The sequence below is a fragment of the Novosphingobium mathurense genome (assembly GCF_900168325.1).
GTDB lineage: Bacteria > Pseudomonadota > Alphaproteobacteria > Sphingomonadales > Sphingomonadaceae > Novosphingobium > Novosphingobium mathurense.
Genome location: NZ_FVZE01000004.1, coordinates 273726 through 292872, shown reverse-complemented (window position 1 = coordinate 292872; position 19147 = coordinate 273726). Strand labels below are relative to the sequence as shown.

Annotated in this window: 17 protein-coding genes; 8 read left to right on the top strand and 9 right to left on the bottom strand. The window is 63.0% G+C overall.

What is annotated here, in order from left to right; translation table 11 throughout:
* Positions 1-27: 27 nt before the first annotated feature.
* Positions 28-2178: an alpha-glucuronidase family glycosyl hydrolase gene (locus B5483_RS14520; RefSeq protein ID WP_079730902.1), complete on the bottom strand. Its 2151-nt coding sequence runs from the start codon at positions 2176-2178 to the stop codon at positions 28-30.
* A 127-nt stretch (positions 2179-2305) separates the two neighbouring features.
* On the opposite strand from B5483_RS14520, the gene B5483_RS14515 reads away from it, so the two are divergent.
* Positions 2306-3394 carry a glycoside hydrolase family 43 protein gene (locus B5483_RS14515; protein WP_079730901.1) on the top strand — a complete coding sequence of 363 codons (1089 nt, stop codon included), beginning with the start codon at positions 2306-2308 and terminating at the stop codon, positions 3392-3394.
* Positions 3395-3550: 156 nt separating this feature from the next.
* Here B5483_RS14515 and B5483_RS14510 read toward each other — a convergent pair whose 3' ends face one another.
* Both B5483_RS14510 and B5483_RS14505 read right to left on the bottom strand, forming a co-directional pair.
* Positions 3551-5362: an IlvD/Edd family dehydratase gene (locus tag B5483_RS14510; RefSeq protein WP_079730900.1), complete on the bottom strand. Its 1812-nt coding sequence runs from the start codon at positions 5360-5362 to the stop codon at positions 3551-3553.
* Between the two features lie 15 nt (positions 5363-5377).
* On the bottom strand, positions 5378-6526 hold the full coding sequence (locus B5483_RS14505; RefSeq protein ID WP_079730899.1) for an aldose epimerase family protein: 1149 nt from the start codon (positions 6524-6526) through the stop codon (positions 5378-5380).
* A gap of 137 nt (positions 6527-6663) precedes the next feature.
* On the opposite strand from B5483_RS14505, the gene B5483_RS14500 reads away from it, so the two are divergent.
* On the top strand, positions 6664-7986 hold the full coding sequence (locus B5483_RS14500) for a sugar MFS transporter (RefSeq protein ID WP_054946354.1): 1323 nt from the start codon (positions 6664-6666) through the stop codon (positions 7984-7986).
* 97 nt (positions 7987-8083) lie between these two features.
* On the opposite strand, the gene B5483_RS14495 is transcribed toward B5483_RS14500, so the two are convergent.
* Positions 8084-8839 carry a FadR/GntR family transcriptional regulator gene (locus B5483_RS14495; protein WP_245829257.1) on the bottom strand — a complete coding sequence of 252 codons (756 nt, stop codon included), beginning with the start codon at positions 8837-8839 and terminating at the stop codon, positions 8084-8086.
* A gap of 111 nt (positions 8840-8950) precedes the next feature.
* On the opposite strand from B5483_RS14495, the gene B5483_RS14490 reads away from it, so the two are divergent.
* From B5483_RS14490 to B5483_RS14465, 6 genes are all read left to right on the top strand, one after another.
* The gene (locus B5483_RS14490) at positions 8951-10480 is read left to right on the top strand and encodes an aldehyde dehydrogenase (NADP(+)) (protein WP_079730898.1); all 1530 of its coding nucleotides are present in this window, start codon (positions 8951-8953) and stop codon (positions 10478-10480) included.
* Positions 10481-10542: 62 nt separating this feature from the next.
* Positions 10543-11538 carry an AraD1 family protein gene (gene araD1 / locus B5483_RS14485; RefSeq protein ID WP_079730897.1) on the top strand — a complete coding sequence of 332 codons (996 nt, stop codon included), beginning with the start codon at positions 10543-10545 and terminating at the stop codon, positions 11536-11538.
* A gap of 3 nt (positions 11539-11541) precedes the next feature.
* Entirely contained in the window at positions 11542-12468 is a 927-nt protein-coding gene (locus B5483_RS14480) for a Gfo/Idh/MocA family protein (RefSeq protein ID WP_079730896.1), read from the top strand.
* 169 nt (positions 12469-12637) lie between these two features.
* Positions 12638-13528, top strand: a complete 891-nt coding sequence (locus B5483_RS14475; protein ID WP_079730895.1) for a 2-dehydro-3-deoxygalactonokinase — start codon at positions 12638-12640, stop codon at positions 13526-13528.
* Positions 13525-14157, top strand: coding sequence for a 2-dehydro-3-deoxy-6-phosphogalactonate aldolase (locus B5483_RS14470; RefSeq protein ID WP_079730893.1), 633 nt, complete (start codon positions 13525-13527; stop codon positions 14155-14157). Before B5483_RS14475 ends, B5483_RS14470 begins: the two co-directional genes overlap by 4 nt.
* 116 nt (positions 14158-14273) lie before the next feature.
* A complete protein-coding gene (locus tag B5483_RS14465; RefSeq protein ID WP_139384008.1) occupies positions 14274-14978 on the top strand; it encodes a hypothetical protein in 705 nt (234 codons plus the stop codon).
* Between the two features lie 15 nt (positions 14979-14993).
* On the opposite strand, the gene B5483_RS14460 is transcribed toward B5483_RS14465, so the two are convergent.
* Genes B5483_RS14460 through B5483_RS14440 form a run of 5 tightly spaced genes read right to left on the bottom strand, consistent with a single transcriptional unit; the run spans position 14994 to position 19071 of the window.
* Positions 14994-16112, bottom strand: coding sequence for an NAD(P)/FAD-dependent oxidoreductase (locus B5483_RS14460; RefSeq protein WP_079730891.1), 1119 nt, complete (start codon positions 16110-16112; stop codon positions 14994-14996).
* Between the two features lies 1 nt (position 16113).
* The gene (locus B5483_RS14455; RefSeq protein WP_079730890.1) at positions 16114-17208 is read right to left on the bottom strand and encodes a type III polyketide synthase; all 1095 of its coding nucleotides are present in this window, start codon (positions 17206-17208) and stop codon (positions 16114-16116) included.
* Entirely contained in the window at positions 17205-18413 is a 1209-nt protein-coding gene (locus B5483_RS14450; RefSeq protein WP_079730889.1) for a beta-ketoacyl-[acyl-carrier-protein] synthase family protein, read from the bottom strand. The genes B5483_RS14455 and B5483_RS14450 overlap by 4 nt, the downstream gene beginning before the upstream one ends.
* Entirely contained in the window at positions 18410-18640 is a 231-nt protein-coding gene (locus tag B5483_RS14445) for an acyl carrier protein (RefSeq protein WP_079730888.1), read from the bottom strand. Before B5483_RS14445 ends, B5483_RS14450 begins: the two co-directional genes overlap by 4 nt.
* Entirely contained in the window at positions 18637-19071 is a 435-nt protein-coding gene (locus B5483_RS14440) for a DUF2147 domain-containing protein (RefSeq protein ID WP_245829254.1), read from the bottom strand. Before B5483_RS14440 ends, B5483_RS14445 begins: the two co-directional genes overlap by 4 nt.
* Between the last annotated feature and the right edge of the window lie 76 nt (positions 19072-19147).

Below are 19147 nucleotides of genomic sequence, written 5' to 3'. Positions count from 1 at the left end.
CTCTCCTTCTTGTCCTGTTCGCCGAAATCATGGATTGCCCGGGGCGTCGGGGAAGCGCTGGGCTTCGTACCAGTCGAGGCTATGCGCAGGCGTCCGGGTCCCCGGCGGCAGATCGCAGCCGCAGACCGCACCGAAATAGGCGATCGATGCATCGCGCCACCAATGCGCTTCACGCTTCTGGATTGCCAGGAAGTCCGCAACATCGCGATGTCGCCGCGCATCGACGTATGACGCCAGATCGGCCCACTGCGCAGCCATTGCGTCCACGGCGGCAACGCCGCGATCGTACCGTGCCACCAATTCGCGCCACAAGGTTCGTCCGGACTGTGTCTGATAGTCCCATTGCAGATGATGGAACCACAGCAGGTAATCCTCATCCATAGTCGCGGCATCTGCCCAGTGCACCGCGACACTCGGCGCATATTGGGCCAAGGCATCGCTTCCCGTCACTGTGCGGTCAAAGCCGATGCCGGATTTGTCTGCGCGGTTGTAATAGGTTGGGTTCCATTCCGGTCTCGATAGATCGGATACCCACGGCGCCGGTCCATAATGGTGGCCGGTCCCCATCTGGTGAGCGAGGCCGAGCGGGGTCATGTAGTCGACCACGGCCTGCCGGCTGCCGACCATCGTCTCCGCTACGGGCACGGTAAAGGCGGGATCGCGACTGAATGTCTGCGCTGCCCATTCGCGGGCGATCTCATCGGCAGACAGATCCGGGTTCCAGGCGAGCCGGCCAAATGCATACCAATTGGCCTGATCGAAATGTCCACCGGTCCAGTTCCGGTCCGATCCCGTATTGGCGACGCCAGCCATGCCGCCCTGAGCAAGGGTCTGCGCTACGGTAAGGGCGCGGCCAGCCTCGCCATGCCCGGTATCTGCCCCCAGCGCTTCGGCCCAAAGTGGCGCAAGGAAAGCCAGATGCGTGGCAAAGCCCAGATATTCCTTGGTGATCTGCGCTTCCAACATCAATCGGGTATGCGGCATGGCGCCGAACAGCGGGTGGAACGGTTCGCGCGGCTGGAAATCCAGCGGGCCATTCTTGACCTGAAGGATCACGTTGCTGGCGAATTTCCCATCGAGAGGCTTGAATTCCTCATAGGCGAGCTTGACGCGGTCGGTCTCCGAACCGCTGGCATAAACGAAGGCGCGCCAGATCACCGTGCCCCGACCCCCCAGCGCCTGCGCCAGCATGTTCGCGCCATCGGCGTGGGTACGGCCATAGTCCTGCGGGCCCGGCTGGCCTTCCGAATTGGCCTTGACCAGGAAGCCGCCGAAGTCGGGAATGGCCCTGTAGATTTCGTCGGCCTTGTCCTTCCACCAGCGTCGAACCTGCGGATCGAGCGGGTCGGCCGTGCTCAGTCCACCCAAGTCACGCGGGGCGGAAAAGCGCGCAGACAGCCAAACGCGGATGCCTAAGGGACGCCAGGCGTCCGCCAGTCGCGCAAGTTTCTCGATGTAGCGCGGGGTCAGCATCAAGGCAGACGCGTTGACGTTGTTCACAACGACCGCATTGATACCGATCGATGCATTGGCCCGGGCGTAATCGATAAGGCGCGGATCGAGATGATCGGGAAGCAGCCACCAGTTGAAGATCGAACGCCCGGCATAACCGCGTTCCACGAAACCATCGGGGTTATCCCAGTGGTCCAGCATTCGCAGCGGAAGGGCAGGAGCTGACGTCACATCGATAGCGTCCAGATTCGCACCGCTTGCCACATGACGCAGCAGCGCAAAGCTGCCGTAGAGGAGACCGATATCGTCATTGGCGACGACGGCGACACGGCCATCATGGCGCTGTGCGATGCGATAGCCCCCGCTTGGCAGTCCTGCCAGCGGCTCTGCCAGGCCGCTATCTCCACCGGGAAGCTGACCGGCCCGAGCGAGGATTACCCCCCTCCCCGACTGACCGAGCATGGCGTCGAAACCGCGCGACAGCTCCGATTGCGCAGCCTGCGTCATCGGGGAAGAATTGCCGAAGAGTTCGGGCGGTCCGAGGCGGGCGTTCACCGCGATTGCAGTAGCCTCATCCAAGGGGGCGTAACGCAGCCACAGCGCATGGCCGTCCTCAGCGCGAGCGTCCCCTGCACAGATCGCGCACAGCGATGCGATCAGCACTATGCAAATGCGTGCAACGACCGGCACCTGTCCGGCGCCTGAAGCAAGACCTCTCCCAATCATGTTGGTAGCGCTATCATACGAGCGCGCACAGTCAAGCCTTGATAGTTCAGCTTGCCAATGTGCGTATGGTAGCGCTATCTATCGCGTAATGAGGTGGGAAATGACCCCACATCGCGGAGAGGAATAGATGCGCAAATCCAATGTTTTGCTTGTAAGAACCGCGATTCTCGCGGTGGCTGTGGCAACGATTGCCGGTTGTTCGAAGCCGGAGGAAGCGCCCAAGGCACAGGAAACCGACAAGTACATCGCGCAGCCTCTGGTTACCGAGATCTTTACGGCCGACCCTTCAGCCCACGTTTTCGACGGAAAGCTCTACATCTATCCCAGCCACGACATCGACACCGGCATTCCCGATGACGACCTGGGCAACCAATATGCCATGCGCGACTACCGCGTGTTGGAGTTGGACAAGCCTGGCGGGAAAGTCGCCATCGGGCCGGTTGCGCTGGACGTGGACGATGTCCCCTGGGCCAGCAAGAGCATGTGGGCGCCGGATGCAGCCTACAAGGACGGCACCTATTTCCTCTACTTCCCGGCCAAGGACAAGGACGGGATCTTCCGTATCGGGGTCGCGACCAGCGACACGCCGATGGGACCGTTCAAGGCGGAACCGGAGCCGATCAAGTCCAGCTTCTCGATGGATCCGGCGGTATTCACCGACGACGATGGGACCAGCTACATGTATTTCGGCGGCATCTGGGGTGGCCAGCTCCAGAAATGGGCAAGCGGGAAATACGATCCCTCGATCGGCGATGTCGACCTGAAGCAGGACGACAAGCCGGCGCTGATGCCTAAGGTCGCGAAAATGGCGCCGGACATGAAGGAATTCGCAGAAGCGCCGCGCGATGCCATGATACTCGATACGAACGGCAAACCCGTGCTCGGCGGTGACCACGACAAACGTTTCTTCGAAGCCTCGTGGATGTACAGGCGCGGTGGCAAATATTACTTCACCTACTCGACCGGTGACACGCATTTTCTCAACTACGCGATCGGCGACAATCCTTATGGACCGTTCACCTATACGGGGCACATCCTGTTGCCCGTGCAGGGCTGGACTTCGCATCATTCGATCGTCGACTGGGACGGCAAGACCTGGCTTCTCTTCCACGATACGCAGCTGAGCGGGAAGAACCATCTGCGCAACGTCAAGATGACCGAACTGCATTTCAATGCCGATGGTACGATCCAAACGATCGATCCATTCAAGCACTGATGCTCCATGCAACAAGGCCCGGTTCCTGCCCCCTTTGGGCTGGAACCGGGCCTTTCGCATCCTGGTATCGGATCCGATATTCACTTGCCGGATCAAGCAGCCGTGCCATTCGGCGGACGGGGTCCAGCAGGAACCCAGTCCTCGTCTATCCTACCCTCAGTGGTTGTCGCGGGGCAGCCCCATGGTCTGGGCAATGCGTTGGTACTTCTCCGATCCTTCGAGGATCGCACCCGTATTCAACTGGCCGACGACACTGCGCTGGATTTCCTGCCACGGTGTTTGCGAGGCCGGATAGGGATAGCCGCCTTCGGCTTCCAGCGCGGCACGCCGTTCTGCCAGTTCCTCTCCGGATATCAGCACGTTGACGGTGCCCTTGCGCAGATCGATCCGCACGCGGTCGCCAGTGCGCAGGAGGGCGAGCCCGCCCATTGCCGCTGCTTCAGGGCTGGCGTTGAGGATCGAGGGGCTGCCGCTCGTGCCTGACTGGCGACCGTCACCGATGCACGGGAGGGCCGAGATGCCCTCTGTGATGAGATAAGCCGGTGGGCGCATGTTCACGACTTCTGCCGCGCCGGGATAACCGATCGGACCCGCGCCACGCATGAACATCAGGGTATCGGACGTAATGCCGGTCGCCGGATCGTCGATGCGGTGGTGATAGTCTTCCGGTCCGTCGAACACCACGGCGGGGCCTTCGAAGGCATCCGGGTCTGTCGGGTTGGAAAGGTAGCGGTCGCGGAACTCCTTGGAGATCACGCTGGTCTTCATGATCGCGGCGTCGAACAGGTTACCCGTCAGGACCAGGAAGCCGGCTTCCTCCACCAGAGGCTGGTCGAAGGTCTTGATGACGCGCTCGTCCTCGATGGTGGCATCGCGGCAGTTATCGCCCATGGTCCTGCCGTTGACGGTCATGGCCCCTTCATTGATCAGGCCCTGCTTGATGAGCTGGGCGACCACGGCGGGAACGCCACCGGCGCGGTAGTAGTCCTCGCCAAGGTATTCACCGGCAGGCTGGAGGTTGACCAGCAGCGGGATCTTGTGGCCGACGCGTTCCCAGTCCTTGAGCGGCAGGTCCACACCAATATGGCGGGCAATGGCGGCAAGATGGATCGGGGCATTCGTCGATCCGCCGATGGCGGCGTTGACGGCGATGGCGTTGTGGAACGCCTCGAGCGTCATGATGTCGGAGGGCTTGAGATCCTCATGCACCATTTCGACCACACGCTTGCCGGTGTGATAGGCGCATTCCTGACGGTCGCGATACGGCGCGGGGATCGCCGCCGATCCCGGCAGCATCATTCCCAATGCCTCGGCCAGCGAGTTCATCGTCGTGGCCGTGCCCATCGTGTTGCAGTAACCGGTCGAAGGCGCAGACGAGGCGACGAGCTTGATGAAGCCCTCATCGTCCAGTTCTCCGGCGGCAAGCATCTGGCGACCCTTCCAGACAATGGTGCCCGAACCGGTCCGCTCGCCCTTGTGCCAGCCATTGAGCATCGGGCCGACGGAAAGCGCGATCGCCGGGATGTCCACCGTTGCCGCCGCCATGAGCAGTGCCGGGGTCGTCTTGTCGCACCCGGTGGTCAGAACCACGCCGTCGATGGGATAGCCGTAGAGCGCTTCTACGAGACCGAGATAGGTCAGGTTGCGATCGAGACCTGCAGTCGGGCGCTTGCCGGTCTCCTGGATCGGATGAACCGGGAACTCGATGGCGATACCACCGGCTTCGCGGATGCCTTCGCGGATGCGTTCGGCCAGCACGATGTGGTGCCGGTTGCAGGGCGACAGGTCGCTGCCGGTCTGGGCGATGCCGATGATCGGCTTGCCCGAACGCAGCTCCTCGAGGCTGAGGCCGAAGTTCAGGTATCGCTCAAGGTAGAGCGAGGTCATGTCGATATTGTCGGGATTATCGAACCAGGCGCGCGATCTCAGCTTCGTGGATGGCGTTTTGGACGTATTCTGGTTTGTCATGGCGGTTCGTTTCGATCAGCGCGAAGTGGAAAGGCGATAGATCATGACATGCCGGTAGGGCTTGCCGGGATCGACACGGGCGGAGACGAAGTCAGGATGATTGGGCGCATCGGGAAACTTCTGCGGTTCGAGCGCGATGCCGTCGCCCATCCGATAGAGGTGTCCCTTTTTGCCAACCAAAGTTCCGTCGAGAAAATTGCCGGAGTAAAATTGCACGCCCGGCTCGGTGGTGAGCACTTCGAGTACGCGACCGGAAGCCGGGTCCTCTAGCCGTGCCGCGAGCTCCGGCTTGGCCGTCACGCCCTTGTCGAGCGCGAAGTTGTGGTCATAGCCCCGACCGAAAACGATCTGTCGGTCGGTGCCATCACGCAGTCCGTCCGCAACGCGGCGCGACTGGCGAAAGTCGAACACGGTGCCCGCGACCGGGCGCAGTTCACCGGTAGGGATCAGGTTCGCGTTGACGGGCGTAAACGTGCTGGCCGGAATCGTCAGCATCTGGCCCATCGCTCCGTTGCTCGATCCTTCACCGCCCATGTCGAAGATCGCGTGATTGGTCATGTTGATGACCGTCGGCTTGTCGGTCTTGGCTTCGAAGGCGATGCCGAGATTTCCGGCTTCATCCAGGGTGTAGGTGACCGTGGCGTCAACCTTGCCCGGATAGCCTGAGTCGCCGTCTGGGCTAATATGGCTCAATACGACACTGGCGGTCGGGCCGGATTTCACGGAAACGACCTGCCAGGCCACCTTGTCGAAGCCACGATCACCACCGTGGAGGCTGTTCCGGTCGTCGTTGAGGGGAAGCTGGAAGGTTTTTCCGTCGAGCGTGAAGCGGCCACCGGCAATGCGATTGGCATAGCGGCCAACCGTCACGCCAAAATAATTGGGATGTTCGACATAGTCCGACAATTTGTCGTAGCCGAGGATGACGTCGGCGATATTGCCCTGGCTATCCGGCGCAAGCAGCCTCTGCAAGGTCGCGCCATAGGAAAGGACCGTTGCTGAAATGCCGTTGTCGGCCTTCAGGGTGATAGAACTTATTTCGCTGCCATCGGCAAGAGTGCCGGCGATCTCGCGCTTCGCCTCAGCTGCCTGTGCGCCCGAGCACAGCGCTGCCGCCATGACTGCGACCGCCGCGCCGGCCAGTGCCTTTTTCAGATTCCTCATTCCCGATTGCTCCAGACCCAGCGTGGAAATTTCGCGCCCCATTGACGGAGCTTGCCCCGGGATATAGTCCGACAAATAGAAAAAGCGCAAGCCGGTTCGCAAACGAAGTCGTGCGGACCCCGTTCGAGAGGATAGACATGCCTACAGTTGTCTCGTCGTCCGGCACTTCCGCCGAAACCGCGCAGGAAACCGCAATTCGCTATGGCCCGGCGCTTACCTTGCTTGCGAGCCTCTTCTTCATGTGGGGCTTCATCACCGTCATCAACAACACGCTGCTGCCGCACCTGCGCAGCGTGTTCGAGCTCAATTACACGCAGACAACGCTGATCGAGTCGGTCTGGTTCATCGCCTACTTCGTCGCCTCGATTCCTTCGGCAAAACTGATCGAGCGGATCGGTTACAAGATGTCCCTGGTTGTCGGGTTACTGATCATGGCAGTCGGCGCGTTGGGCATGATGCTGGCGGCCAGCATTCCATCCTACGGCGTCACCCTGACAATGCTGTTCGTGATCGCCAGCGGGATCACTCTCCTTCAGGTCGCCGCCAATCCCTATGTCGCCATCGTCGGCAAGCCGGAGACGGCCTCCTCGCGGCTGAACCTCGTGCAGGCGCTGAATTCGGCCGGGACAATGCTGGCGCCGCTTTTCGGCGCGTACCTGATCCTGGGCCGCTCCAAGAGCGGCACTTCGGCAGTCGGTACGGTGCTCAGCGAGGCGGAACGCATGGCCGACGCCCAGTCGGTGATCCTGCCTTATGGCTTGGTGGCGGTGGTGCTGGTCGTTCTGGCCATCGTGATCGCGCGCTTTCCGCTGCCCACCATGGGAACTTCGAATGCCCGCGTGGCGAAGGAGGAACGCAAGCACCTGTCCTTGTGGAGCCACCGCAACCTGGTCTTCGGGATCCCGGCGATCTTCATCTACCTGATCGCGGAAATCGGCGTAGCCAACCTCTTCGTGAATTTCGTCAGCCAGCCCGATATCGCCAACCTGACCCATGAGCAGGCCGGACGCTACCTCACCTTCCTGTGGGGCGGCATGATGGTCGGCCGCTTCGCCGGCTCCGCGATCATGCAGCGTTTCGATCCCGCGCGGGTGCTGGCCGCATTTTCCATCGGCGCTTTCGTGGTGATGATGATCACCAGCTTCGCCCATGGACCGGTGGCCATGTGGTCGCTGATCCTCGTGGGCCTGTTCCATTCGATCATGTTCCCGACCATCTTCACCCTCGGCATCAAGGGCCTGGGGCCGCTCACCGAAGAGGGGTCGGGCCTGCTGGTCATGGCTATCGCGGGCGGCGCGCTGGTGATCGTTCAGGGCTGGATCGCCGACAATTACGGCCTGCAGACCTCGTTCCTGCTGACTGCGGCCTGCGAACTCTATGTGTTGTTCTACGCGCTGTGGGGCAGCAAGCCGACACATGCCCTTCCCGACGAGGTGCTTGAACCCGTCACCGCACCCTGAGCATGCGAAAGCCAGATCGCAGGCAGGGCTGGTGACATTGTCATCGGCCCTGTGTCCGTCTCAATTCCAGGAGAGATTCCCGAGCGGGCGAGTGCCTTCAGGACGTCATGGCACTGCGTGTATCCTCGAGCGCCAGATCGACGAGAACATTCATCGCTTCCGCCGCGCCCTCGCCGTCACCGGCGGCAATGGCATCGTAGACCTTGGTGTGATCGGGAATCGGACTGCGCGGTAGTGCGCGCGCGCGTAACTTGAACTGCGTGGTCCAATTGACGGCAGCGCCGATGCTGGCGCTCAGGACCATAAGCGCCTGATTGCGGGTGGCATGCAGGATCGCAGCGTGGAAATCCCTGTCGGCCGCGCGACCGGCTTCGGTCGTGAGCGTATGGCGCCGCATTTCGGCCAGGGCGGTCTTCATGGCCTTGAGGTCGGCCTTGTCGCGCCGTTGCGCAGCGAGGCGCGCAGCAGCCGGTTCGACGATGGCACGCAGTTCGAACAGGCTGCGCACGAACTCGATGTCCGGCTCACCGGCAAAAGCCCAGCCCAGCACTTCGGGATCGAGCAGGTTCCAGCGGTCGCGCGGCAGTACCCGCGTGCCTGCCTTGGGGCGGCTTGCCACCAGTCCCTTGGCGGTAAGCACCTGGATCGCCTCGCGATAGGCGCTGCGGGAAACCTGAAGCTCCTCGGCAAAGGCGACTTCACCCGAAAGGACATCGCCGGGAGCGTATTTGCCTGACAAGATGTCCGTCCCCAATTTATGCGCAATCGCGCCATGCAGGCGCCTGCCTGGACCGCGGGGTTCCTCGGCTGCCTTTACGGCACTTATTTCCTTGCTCAGTTCAGCCTCTGTCACGATTTCCGTTACCTCCGCAACGACCCTAACAGCCCTCAGACAAGGAAGGAACGACAAACATTGCGTTTGCCGTCCGCCCATAATATGTCGGAGTAAATAGGGAGACCCCGAATGACAGAATTCCGATCCGTAGTGGCCGAAACCGGTCAGCCCCATGGCGAGTCCTTGCATGTCGATGGCCCCGCAGAAGTTGCGCAAGCCTGCGCTAAAGCTGATGCTGCGTTCGACGCATACCGTGCCACCGCCCGTGAAGAGCGTGCTGGCTTCCTCGAACGAATCGCCGAAGAGATCCTGGCCATCGGCGATTCGCTGATCGAGGCCGCGATGGCCGAGAGCGGACTGCCGCGTGCGCGCCTGGAAGGCGAACGCGGTCGCACCGTCGGGCAGCTTCGCATGTTCGCCGATGTCGTGCGCAAGGGACAATGGCAGCAACTGCGCATCGACCCGGCCATGCCCGAGCGTCAGCCCCTGCCCCGCCCGGACCTGCGCCTGCGCATGATCCCGGTCGGCCCCGTCGCCGTATTCGGCGCCTCGAACTTCCCACTGGCCTTTTCGACCGCTGGGGGCGACACCGCCTCGGCGCTGGCTGCCGGTTGCCCGGTCGTTGTGAAGGGGCACCCGGCACATCCGATCACCGGTGGACTGGTCGCACAGGCGATCACCAGGGCCGTTGCTGCCTGCGGACTTCCGGAAGGTGTATTCCAGCACCTTGTCGGGCCTTCGAACGATCTGGGGTCAGCGCTCGTCAGCGATCCGCGCATCATGGCGGTCGGTTTCACCGGTTCGCGCGGCGGCGGTCTGGCCCTTTCCCGCATTGCGCAGGCGCGCGATGTGCCGATCCCCGTCTATGCCGAGATGTCGAGCATCAATCCGGTCCTGCTCCTGCCCGAAGCGCTCAAGGCGCGCGGCGAAGCGCTAGGCTCGGCCTTCGTCGGTTCGCTGACGATGGGCGCAGGCCAGTTCTGCACCAACCCCGGCCTCATCCTGGCCATTGAAGGCGAAGGACTCGATGCCTTCGTATCGGCAGCCACCGGCAGCGTATCGCAGGCAAAGCCGCAGACGATGCTGACAGCCGGCATTCGCGATGCCTATGCCAAGGGCGTTGAAGCGCTCTCCGGTTGCCCCGGTGTCGAGACGCTGGCTCGCGGTGAAGAAGGAGATCGCACCCACGGCGGCGCCGTCCTGTTCCAGACGTCAGGCGAAGCGTTCCTCGCGAACAAGGCCATGGGCCATGAAGTCTTCGGTGCATCCTCCATCGTCGTGCGCTGCAAGGACGAGGCAGAACTCGCCAGGGTTCTTGCCGGTCTCGAAGGTCAGCTCACTGCCACCCTGCACATGGACGCAGCCGACGAGAGCCTGGCTTCGCGCCTGCTGCCGGTGCTGGAGCGCAAGGTCGGCCGGATCCTTGCCAATGGCTGGCCGACAGGCGTCGAAGTGTGCCACGCGATGGTTCACGGTGGCCCCTTCCCGGCCACGTCCGATCCGCGCACAACGTCCGTCGGCAGCCTTGCTATCGACCGCTTCCTGCGCCCGGTCAGCTACCAGAACCTGGCACAGGACGTACTGCCCGAAGAACTGCGCGACAGCGCGATCGGCGATGGCGCGCCTCGCCTGATCGACGGCACTCTCAAACTCGGCTGACAGCAAACACCTAACCGCGGCGCGCCCGGAACACAGCGCGCGCCGCGGCCCGGGAGAGAAACATGACTTATCTTCGCCTGCTCCAGCATCGCACGACCGACGGCGTGCGATCCGTTATTCTTGCCGAGGGGGACGCTGCGCATGTCCTGTTGGGCGTCACCTCGGTGCGCGAACTGGCGCTGCGCGCCATTGCCGCGGGCGAAACGCTGGCCGAAACCGCCAAGGCCTGCAAGCAGGGCGAAGCCGTCGACATTCGTGGGGAATTCGAAGCGGGCCGTCTGCTGGCCCCCATCGATCACGAAGATCCGGCGCACCTGATCCTTTCGGGCACCGGACTGACCCATCTCGGCTCGGCCGAAGGGCGCGACAAGATGCATCGCGAGGCCATGGCCAGCGAGAAGCCGACCGATTCCATGCGCATGTTCCTCGAGGGCCTGGAGGGCGGCAAGCCGGCGCCGGGCGAAGTCGGCCAGCAGCCGGAATGGTTCTACAAGGGAGACGGCTCGCAACTGGTCGGCCCGCACGATCCTCTGCTCATGCCAGCCTTTGCCAAGGACGGCAGTGAGGAACCGGAAGTTGCCGGCATCTACATCGTTGCCGAGGACGGTACGCCCTATCGCATCGGATTCGCACTCGCCAACGAGTATTCGGACCATGTGACCGAGCGGCACAACTACCTCTGGCTCGCCCATTCCAAGCTCCGGCAGGCAGCCTTGGGGCCAGAGCTGCTGCTGGGGCCTGCACCAGCAGGCATCGAAGGCACAAGCCGGATCCTGCGCGACGGCAAGACGCTTTGGGAAAAGCCGTTCCTGTCCGGCGAGGCGAATATGTCGCACACCATCGCCAATCTTGAACACCATCACTTCAAGTACGGCCTGTTCTGCCGGCCCGGAGACGTGCACGTCCATTTCTTCGGCACCGCGACACTCTCGTTCAGCGACGGGGTAACGACGCTGGAAGGCGACGTCTTCGAGATATCGGCTTTTCCGTTCACGCTGCCGGTATCCAATCCGCTTGCAAGGGCCGAAGAACGGGCCGTGGCGGTCAGGGCGCTCTGAACCATGGACCCGATCCACATTGCCGTCGTGGGGCTTGGCAAGATCGCTCGCGACCGGCACTTGCCCGCCATCGCCGGAAACGCGACCTTCAGCCTGGCGGCAACGGTCAGCCCGCACGACACCGGACTGGACGGCATTCCCCATTTCGCCAGCCTCGACGAGCTGCTCGAACAGGGGCCGGCGATTGACGCCGTCTCGCTCTGCACCCCGCCGCAGGTCCGCTACGACCTCGCCGCACAAGCGCTCAAGCGCGGCGTCCACGTCTTCCTCGAGAAGCCGCCGGGCGCAACACTGAGCGAAGTCGTCGCCTTGCGGGACCGTGCGGACAAAGTCGGCGTGTCGCTCTTCGCGGCATGGCATTCGCGCTTTGCCGCAGGCGTCGCGCCGGCGCGCACGTGGCTGGCCGAACGCACGATCGAGAAAGTCTCGATCGTCTGGCGCGAGGACGTTCGCGTCTGGCACCCGGGGCAGGCGTGGATCTGGGAACCCGGCGGACTTGGCGTATTCGATCCGGGCATCAACGCTCTGTCCATCCTGACCCATATCCTGCCCCGCCCGGTCTTCCTCACGAACGCAACGCTCAGCATCCCGGCAAACCGTGCGGCCCCGATCGCTGCAGACATGCACTTTCGCGATACGGCAGGTGCCGAGATCCACATGGATCTCGACTGGCGCCAGACCGGCCCGCAGAGCTGGGACATCGTGGTCGAGACGGACGCCGGAACGCTCAAGTTGTCCAGCGGCGGCGCTGTGCTGGCCCTGCCCAGCGGCACCGAACACAACGAGGATCTGGAATATCCCGGCCTCTATGCGCGTTTCGCAAACCTCATCCGTGGCGGACGCAGCGACGTCGATATCGATCCCTTGCGCCTCGTGGCCGATGCTTTCCTGCGCGGCCGGCGCGTGAGCGTCGAACCGTTCATCGACTAACGTCCGGGCGAAGGAGCAGTCGAGCATGTGCGCGGCGCGCGCAACGATGTTCAGAACCCTTCGAGCGAAAGCGTGTTATCTGGCTTGAAGCAAGAAGACTAGAAAAGGGACATGACGTGGACTTCTTCTTGGTGTCATCGAACGTGTCGATGATGGTGCGCGAGCTGCCATGACCGGGGATTTCGTCCTGGGCGACTGGGGCACCAGTCGCCTGCGGCTTTACCGGATGAGCGGAGCGGAGGTCACCGCGCGGCTCAACGGCCCCGGTACAGGTGCCCTCGAAACACCTGCAGAGACCGTCCTGGCCGAAAGGCTGGAAGTCTGGCTCGGCGAAGGCAGGATTTCCGATGTCACCCTATGCGGAATGGCTGGTGCACCGGGCGGGCTCATTCCCGCGCAATACGCCCCTTGTCCCGCCAGTGCGGCCACATGGCTCGGCTCGTGCGCGGTCACGCAGGTCGCTGGAGTGAAAGTTTCGGTCCTTCCCGGTTTGAGCTGCCGCACGAACGACGGTGTACCCGAAGTCATGCGCGGCGAGGAGACACAGGTCTTCGGCGCCGTAGCGCTCAATCCGGCCCTTGCCGAAGGGGAGTATCTCGTTGTGCTGCCCGGCACGCACTGCAAGTGGGTCCGATTGCAGAACGGCACGATCGCAAGTTTCCGAACGCATCCTACGGGCGAACTCTTCGCGCTGCTGGCCGGCCAGTCGACCCTGACCGGCCCCGACACCCCGGGGAATGGCCGCTTCGACGACGGTTTTGCGCGTGGAATTGAAAGAGCGGACGAGCCGCTTACTTCGGCCTTGTTTGAGGCGCGCGCCGCGCGCATGCTCGACGGCAAGTCGAAGGACTGGTCGCGCGGCTACATCTCCGGCCTTCTGATCGGCAGTGAAGTCGAGGCAGAGGTAATCGCGGGATCGAGCGTCGTGCTCATCGGGGACCCCGCCCTATGCAATCTTTACGAAAGAAGTTTGAGCAGCATGGGATGCAAGACGTCCCGCATTGATGGCGATGCGGCAGTCGTAGCCGGGCTCAGGCTGGCAAGAGGAACTCAGGAATGAAGATCGAAGAGGCATTGGCAAGCGGTGCTCCGCCCATTGCAGCCGTTCTGCGCGGGATCTTGACGCAAGAGGCGGTTGCCATCGGGCAAGCGCTCATCGATGCAGGCATCCGCATCATCGAAGTGCCGTTCAATTCGCCCGATCCGGCCGGTTCGATTGCCGCCATGGTCGACGCGCTTGGCGATCGGGCCGCCATCGGCGGTGGCACGGTGATTTCCGTCGAGCTGGCCAAAACGCTCGCTGGCGTTGGCGGAACCTTCATGGTTTCCCCCAATGTCGATCCCGAGGTCATCAGCCGTTCGATATATCTTGGCATGGACGTATTGCCCGGCTTCCTGACGCCGACAGAAGCCTTTGCCGCCATTCACGCCGGGGCCCGTGACCTCAAGCTATTCCCGGGCGCGTCGCTGGGCAGCGGCTATATCAAAGCCATTGCCGAAGTCCTTCCCAGACATGCCCGCATCTGGGCCGTGGGCGGGGTAGGTCCCGCCAATCTGGCCGAATATCGCGCTGCCGGCACTTTCGGGATCGGAGTTGGCGGCAGTCTGTTCAAGCCCGGACATGATATTGCGACCGTTTCCGCAAAGGCGCGGGAAATCGTCGCAGCCTGGAATGCTGCGAGCGAGTGATCTACACGACAGGCTCTGCCTGAACGACTGAATTGCGTGCCAAGCTGCGGATTGCGGCGTGCGGTGGCGTCCAGTTACGGTACCCCGCAACGGAAGCAATCGTGGAGGCCGTGACGATGCGCCGACGCCTGACAATAGTGGGCCTGATTGCCGCGACCGCATCGGTTCCGGCCCATGCCAGCGAGAGCAAGTTGCCAAGCGCCCGGTCGGAGCGGGTAGTGCCGGCCGACCTGCATTGGTCTACATCCGATCGGATCAATCTGGACCGGGCCAAGACCAAACTGCTCATCAACGATAATGGCGATTCTGGCTGGGGGCTGAGCTTTCTGTCGCTTCGCTCGGTTCATGCCAGGGACGAACCCAGCGCAGATGCGCGCATGAAAGTTCATGTTCGCCGGGTCAGCATCGAAGGTTGGCAGGACGTGGGAGCGGACATGGAATTGCGGCTGCTCGCACACGCTGGAATGACCAGCAGGATGGATCGGGAATCGGCCCTGCTCGTTGCAAGGACCAAGTCAGTCGACGCCGGCGTCGATGCGACGATCAAGCACGCTGCAGACTGGCGCATTCGCGCAGGATGGTTTGCCCAAGGCGGTTGGGGCGGACACTCCCTGCAGGACGATGCCATGCGGATGACCAATGGAGAGCCGGCGGCAGCGCATGGCGCCCACCTTGTGTTCGAAATGCCCGTTGCTGGTCCTCGCTTCTTCAATCACACACTGATGAGCCTTGAGGCCAGCAGCGGGAACAGGGCCATCGCTCCGGGCCGACCTGTCCCTCATCAGGAGGAAATTGCCCTGCGGATGACGACTTCGTTCTGACCGGGAAAATCCACCTTACCCTGCAAATCCAAATTCGGGTTCAGGGCGCCGTTGAGTCAATCGCGTCGCAAAAGCGAGATGCGTCAATAGTCCTGGCCATGCGCGAAGCAGGCCAATGCCCATCGTTCGCAGCACTGGCTGCTCGAGAACGCGCTGCAGAGCCATTGCCCGGGAGATTTGAAGCCCGGTCTCGGCACGGTGACGCTCTCGATAGTCGGCGGCGCCTTTTCCTTCGAGCAGGCATTCGGCAGCGATAAAGGCACTACGCAGGGCAAGGGCCATGCCGTCACCGGTCAGCGATGCTGTCATGCCCGCCTGATCCCCCAAGCGGAATACAGGGTCGTCCGAGGGGCAAGCCGAAGCCATGCCATAGCTCAGGTTGCCGATAGTGACGGGCTTGTCGAACAAGGGCTCGGCTTCGGCCAGCCACTCGCCGCCGCGCGGCAGGGATGCCAGCAATGCCTGCATGTCCGACCAGTTCCGGCCGATCCGGGAAAACCGGCTGCGTTTGACGATAAGACAAAGATTGGCACGACCGCCTTCAACCATCTGCAGGCCCGCATAGCCGCCTTCGAGCAGGGTCAGTTGCACCGTGCCCGCAAGTTGCTCCTTCGCCCGACGCGACAGGCGGTAGTGCATCTTGAAGCCGACATAGGGATCAGCGTCTTTCTCCCTATGTTCCTGCCGGTCCTCCCGCACGGGCAATTTGCCCGTCGCCAGAAGAACGTTGCTGGCAACGCGGTCGCCATGACTGGTACGAACTGTCGATCCGGCCACTTCGAGGACTCGCACGCCCCGCTCCAGCGTTACACCGGCTGCCTGCGCACGTTCCAGAAGCTCTTCGTCAAGGATATGACGGCTGAGGCCGAGAGCGGTGAACGGTAAAGCCGCCTCGATCTGGGAAGGACCCGAGATCAGGCGCACACGATCGATCGGAACAGCGCCCAGCGCCTGCGCATCGATGCCGAGGTCGGCCAGGTGCTGATGCGCTTCGATAGAGAGGAATTCACCGCAGATCTTGTGATGCGGCCCCGTTTCGCGTTCGATCAGGTGGACCGACTTCCCGGCGCGGGCGAGCAGCGCTGCTGCCGCGCCTCCCGCCAGTCCCCCACCAAGGATCAGCGCGTCGGTCATCTTAACCCACTAGATGGAAACGAAAGCTCTCCGCCGCCATGCCCGGACCGAAGGCGATGGCAAGGCCCGGTTGCGGCGGTCGCCCCTGCTCGCGACGTTCGAGCATATGCGCGAGAATGAACATCAGCGTCGCCGAAGACATGTTGCCGTAATCACGCAGGACTGCGCGCGATGGTGCCAGCGAACCTTCCGGCAGCGATAGCCCCTGTTCCACCGCGTCCAGTATCGTCCGACCGCCGGCGTGGACGGCCCATAGCGAGAATTCCTCCGGTGCCTGACCGCGCAGCAATCCTTCGGGCATGTCGCGCTCCCGGCGCAACGCTTCGGTGATCCGCGCCGGGACTTCGCCACCCAGGTGCATGTCGAATCCCTGATCGCCGATGTCCCAGGTGATCGCATCGGCAGTTCCCCCGATCGTCGCCGCGCGAAAATCCCTGAGAGCGATCCCCTCCGCTTCCGCCGTGACAAGCGCTGCCGCAGCACCATCGCCGAAAAGCAGCATCGACAGCAGCTTGCCCAAGTCGGCAGTGCGCTGGAAATGAAGGCTGCACAGCTCCAGCGTGACGACCAAGACCCGCGCCTGCGGCGTCGAGCGGACGATATGATGGGCGAGGCGCAGCGAATTGACGGCGGCATAACAGCCCATGAAGCCGACGACGGTGCGCTCGATACGCGGATCCAGCCCTGCCCTTTCGACAATGACCTGATCGAGCCCGGGGGCCATGAAACCGGTGCAGGAGGCAACGATGAGGTGGGTAATGCCCTGTGCCGCGATGTCCGGATCGAGTGCGTGGATGGCAGCGAGGGCAAGGCGCGGCGCGTCGCTGGCATAGCGCGCCATGCGCCTTGCGGTGCTCGGCCATTCGCCGGTGCCGTAAAAATCGTCCCGATCGGTGACCGTCCCGTCAGGCAGGGTCACCGGCTCGAGAAACGAAAAGCGCTGCTCGATGCCCGACCGCTCGACCATGCGGCCGAACAGCTTGCGCGTCTTGTCGTCGGGCAGACCGGCCGTGGCGAAACGCAGGAAGGCATCGTGTACGCCGTGGGGCGGGTTGGCCGTACCGATACGATTCACATGGGCCGTCACTGCACTCATGGCTTGCGTCCGATCAGTACGGCGTTGAGGCCGCCGAAGGCGAAGCTGTTCGACACCAGAACCTCGTGATCGATGGCCTGCCGCGAAAGGACCAGCGGCAAGGCACAATCGGGAGGCGTGCCCAGGTGATTGAGGATGGGCGGGGCGATGCCTTCGACAAGGCTCCTGACCCCCAGCAGGAACTCCACCGCTCCCGCTGCACCGATCATGTGTCCGTGCGCTGACTTCGTCGCTATGACGCGATGGCGATCGAGCGCCGTGTCATAGACCGCCCGCATGGCCGCCGCCTCCGCCGGATCGTTAAGCTGGGTGCCGGTGCCGTGCGCCGATATCAACGCCGGTTCATCGATGTCCAGGCGAGCATCTTCATGGGCGGCGCGGATGGCTGCTGCAATTCCGGTCACATCCGGAGCCGTCATGTGCGCGGCATCGCTGGAGGCGCCATAACCGGCCAGTTCGGCAAGGACCGTAGCGCCGCGTGCAGCGGCGTGCGCTTCGCTTTCGAGCACCAGAACCGCAGCTCCTTCGCCCAGGACCATGCCTTTTCGGTCGACGGAGAACGGTCTGCAGGCATCGGGCGCGAGCACGCCAAGCGAACGCCAGGCCGTCCACGAGCCCTGCGAAAGGCACGCCTCCGCACCCCCGGCAATCGCTACGTCGACCCTCCCGCTGCGGATCATGTGCATGGCCTCGCCAAGTGCATGGGCGGAGGAAGCGCAGGCGCTGGACAGGGTGAAGGTTGGACCATGCACCTTCAGCATCATGGCGATCTGCGCCGCAGGCGCCGCGATCATCGATGCCGGAATGGTCTGCGGATGAACCTTGGCCTGCCCCTGCCCGAAAAGGCGCTGATAGGCGGTGTCGATGGTCGCATTGCCCCCGCTGCCGCACCCCATGAGGATCGCGGTCCGATCGTGCAGCACCCGATGGCCGGACAATCCCGACTGCGCGACGGCCTCGCTCGCCGCTTCCAGAGCATGGAGGGAAAGCGGATCGAGCTTGCCCAGCGGGCGCAGATCGGTTGATGAAAGACGCGAAGTCGCGCTGTCGTCCGCCGCGATCCACGAAGCGATGCCTTCCATGCCTTCGCGCGCGATGGGCCGGATTGCGCCTGCCCCGTCCCGCAAGGCTGTCCAGTTGGCCTCCACACCTTTGCCAAGGCCGCTGACACAGCCCATGCCGGTGATGACGACCCTTTGTCTCATGCCCCGGCGCCGGCCGTAATGCGGTCGATCAGTTGCTGGAGCGTGGAATCGGGGGGAATGTCTTCCGGTTGTATTTCGACGCCGAAGCGGTCCTCTATCTCGAAAAGCATGCTCACAAGGTCGATCGAGGAAATGTCGAGAGTAGCAAGCGTGGCGTCTGGCTGCAGTCTTTCGCGCTCGATGCCGGTTTCCTGGGCGATGAGGGCCATGATGTCTTCATTCGTCAACGGCCATTCTCCTCGGCAACGCGGGTCCAATGCTTGGTCTGGCACAGGAACAGTATGCACCCGGTTACATCGAGACGGCCCTTTTCACCAACGGCAAGCGAAGCGCGGTAGCTGCGGCCCGCCTTCGGATCGTAGGCCCGCCCGCCTTTCCAGCCATCGCCGTCGGGATGCATGCCGTAAATGATCGGCACCCCCACCAGTGGGCGGCCCCTCAGTGAGGCGTCGGGATTGTTAATGTCATGGGCCGGTGCCTTGGGATCGAGAACGCGCACAAGGGTGCCGCAGAGCGATGCGCCGCAACGCTTCACTTCAACGATCCCTGCACCGTCGTCGGTCAGCCAGTGGCCGAAGACCCCGCGGGATGGAGCTGCACTGGCGGAACCTGCCAGTGCAGTCAGCCCCACGACAACGGCGAATGGCACGCATTTCATCTGATGCAACCGGCTCTCCGTATGCAGCGATGACAACGCTTGAGTGTATCTGTCGGCAAGGTGCTCGAACCCTTCA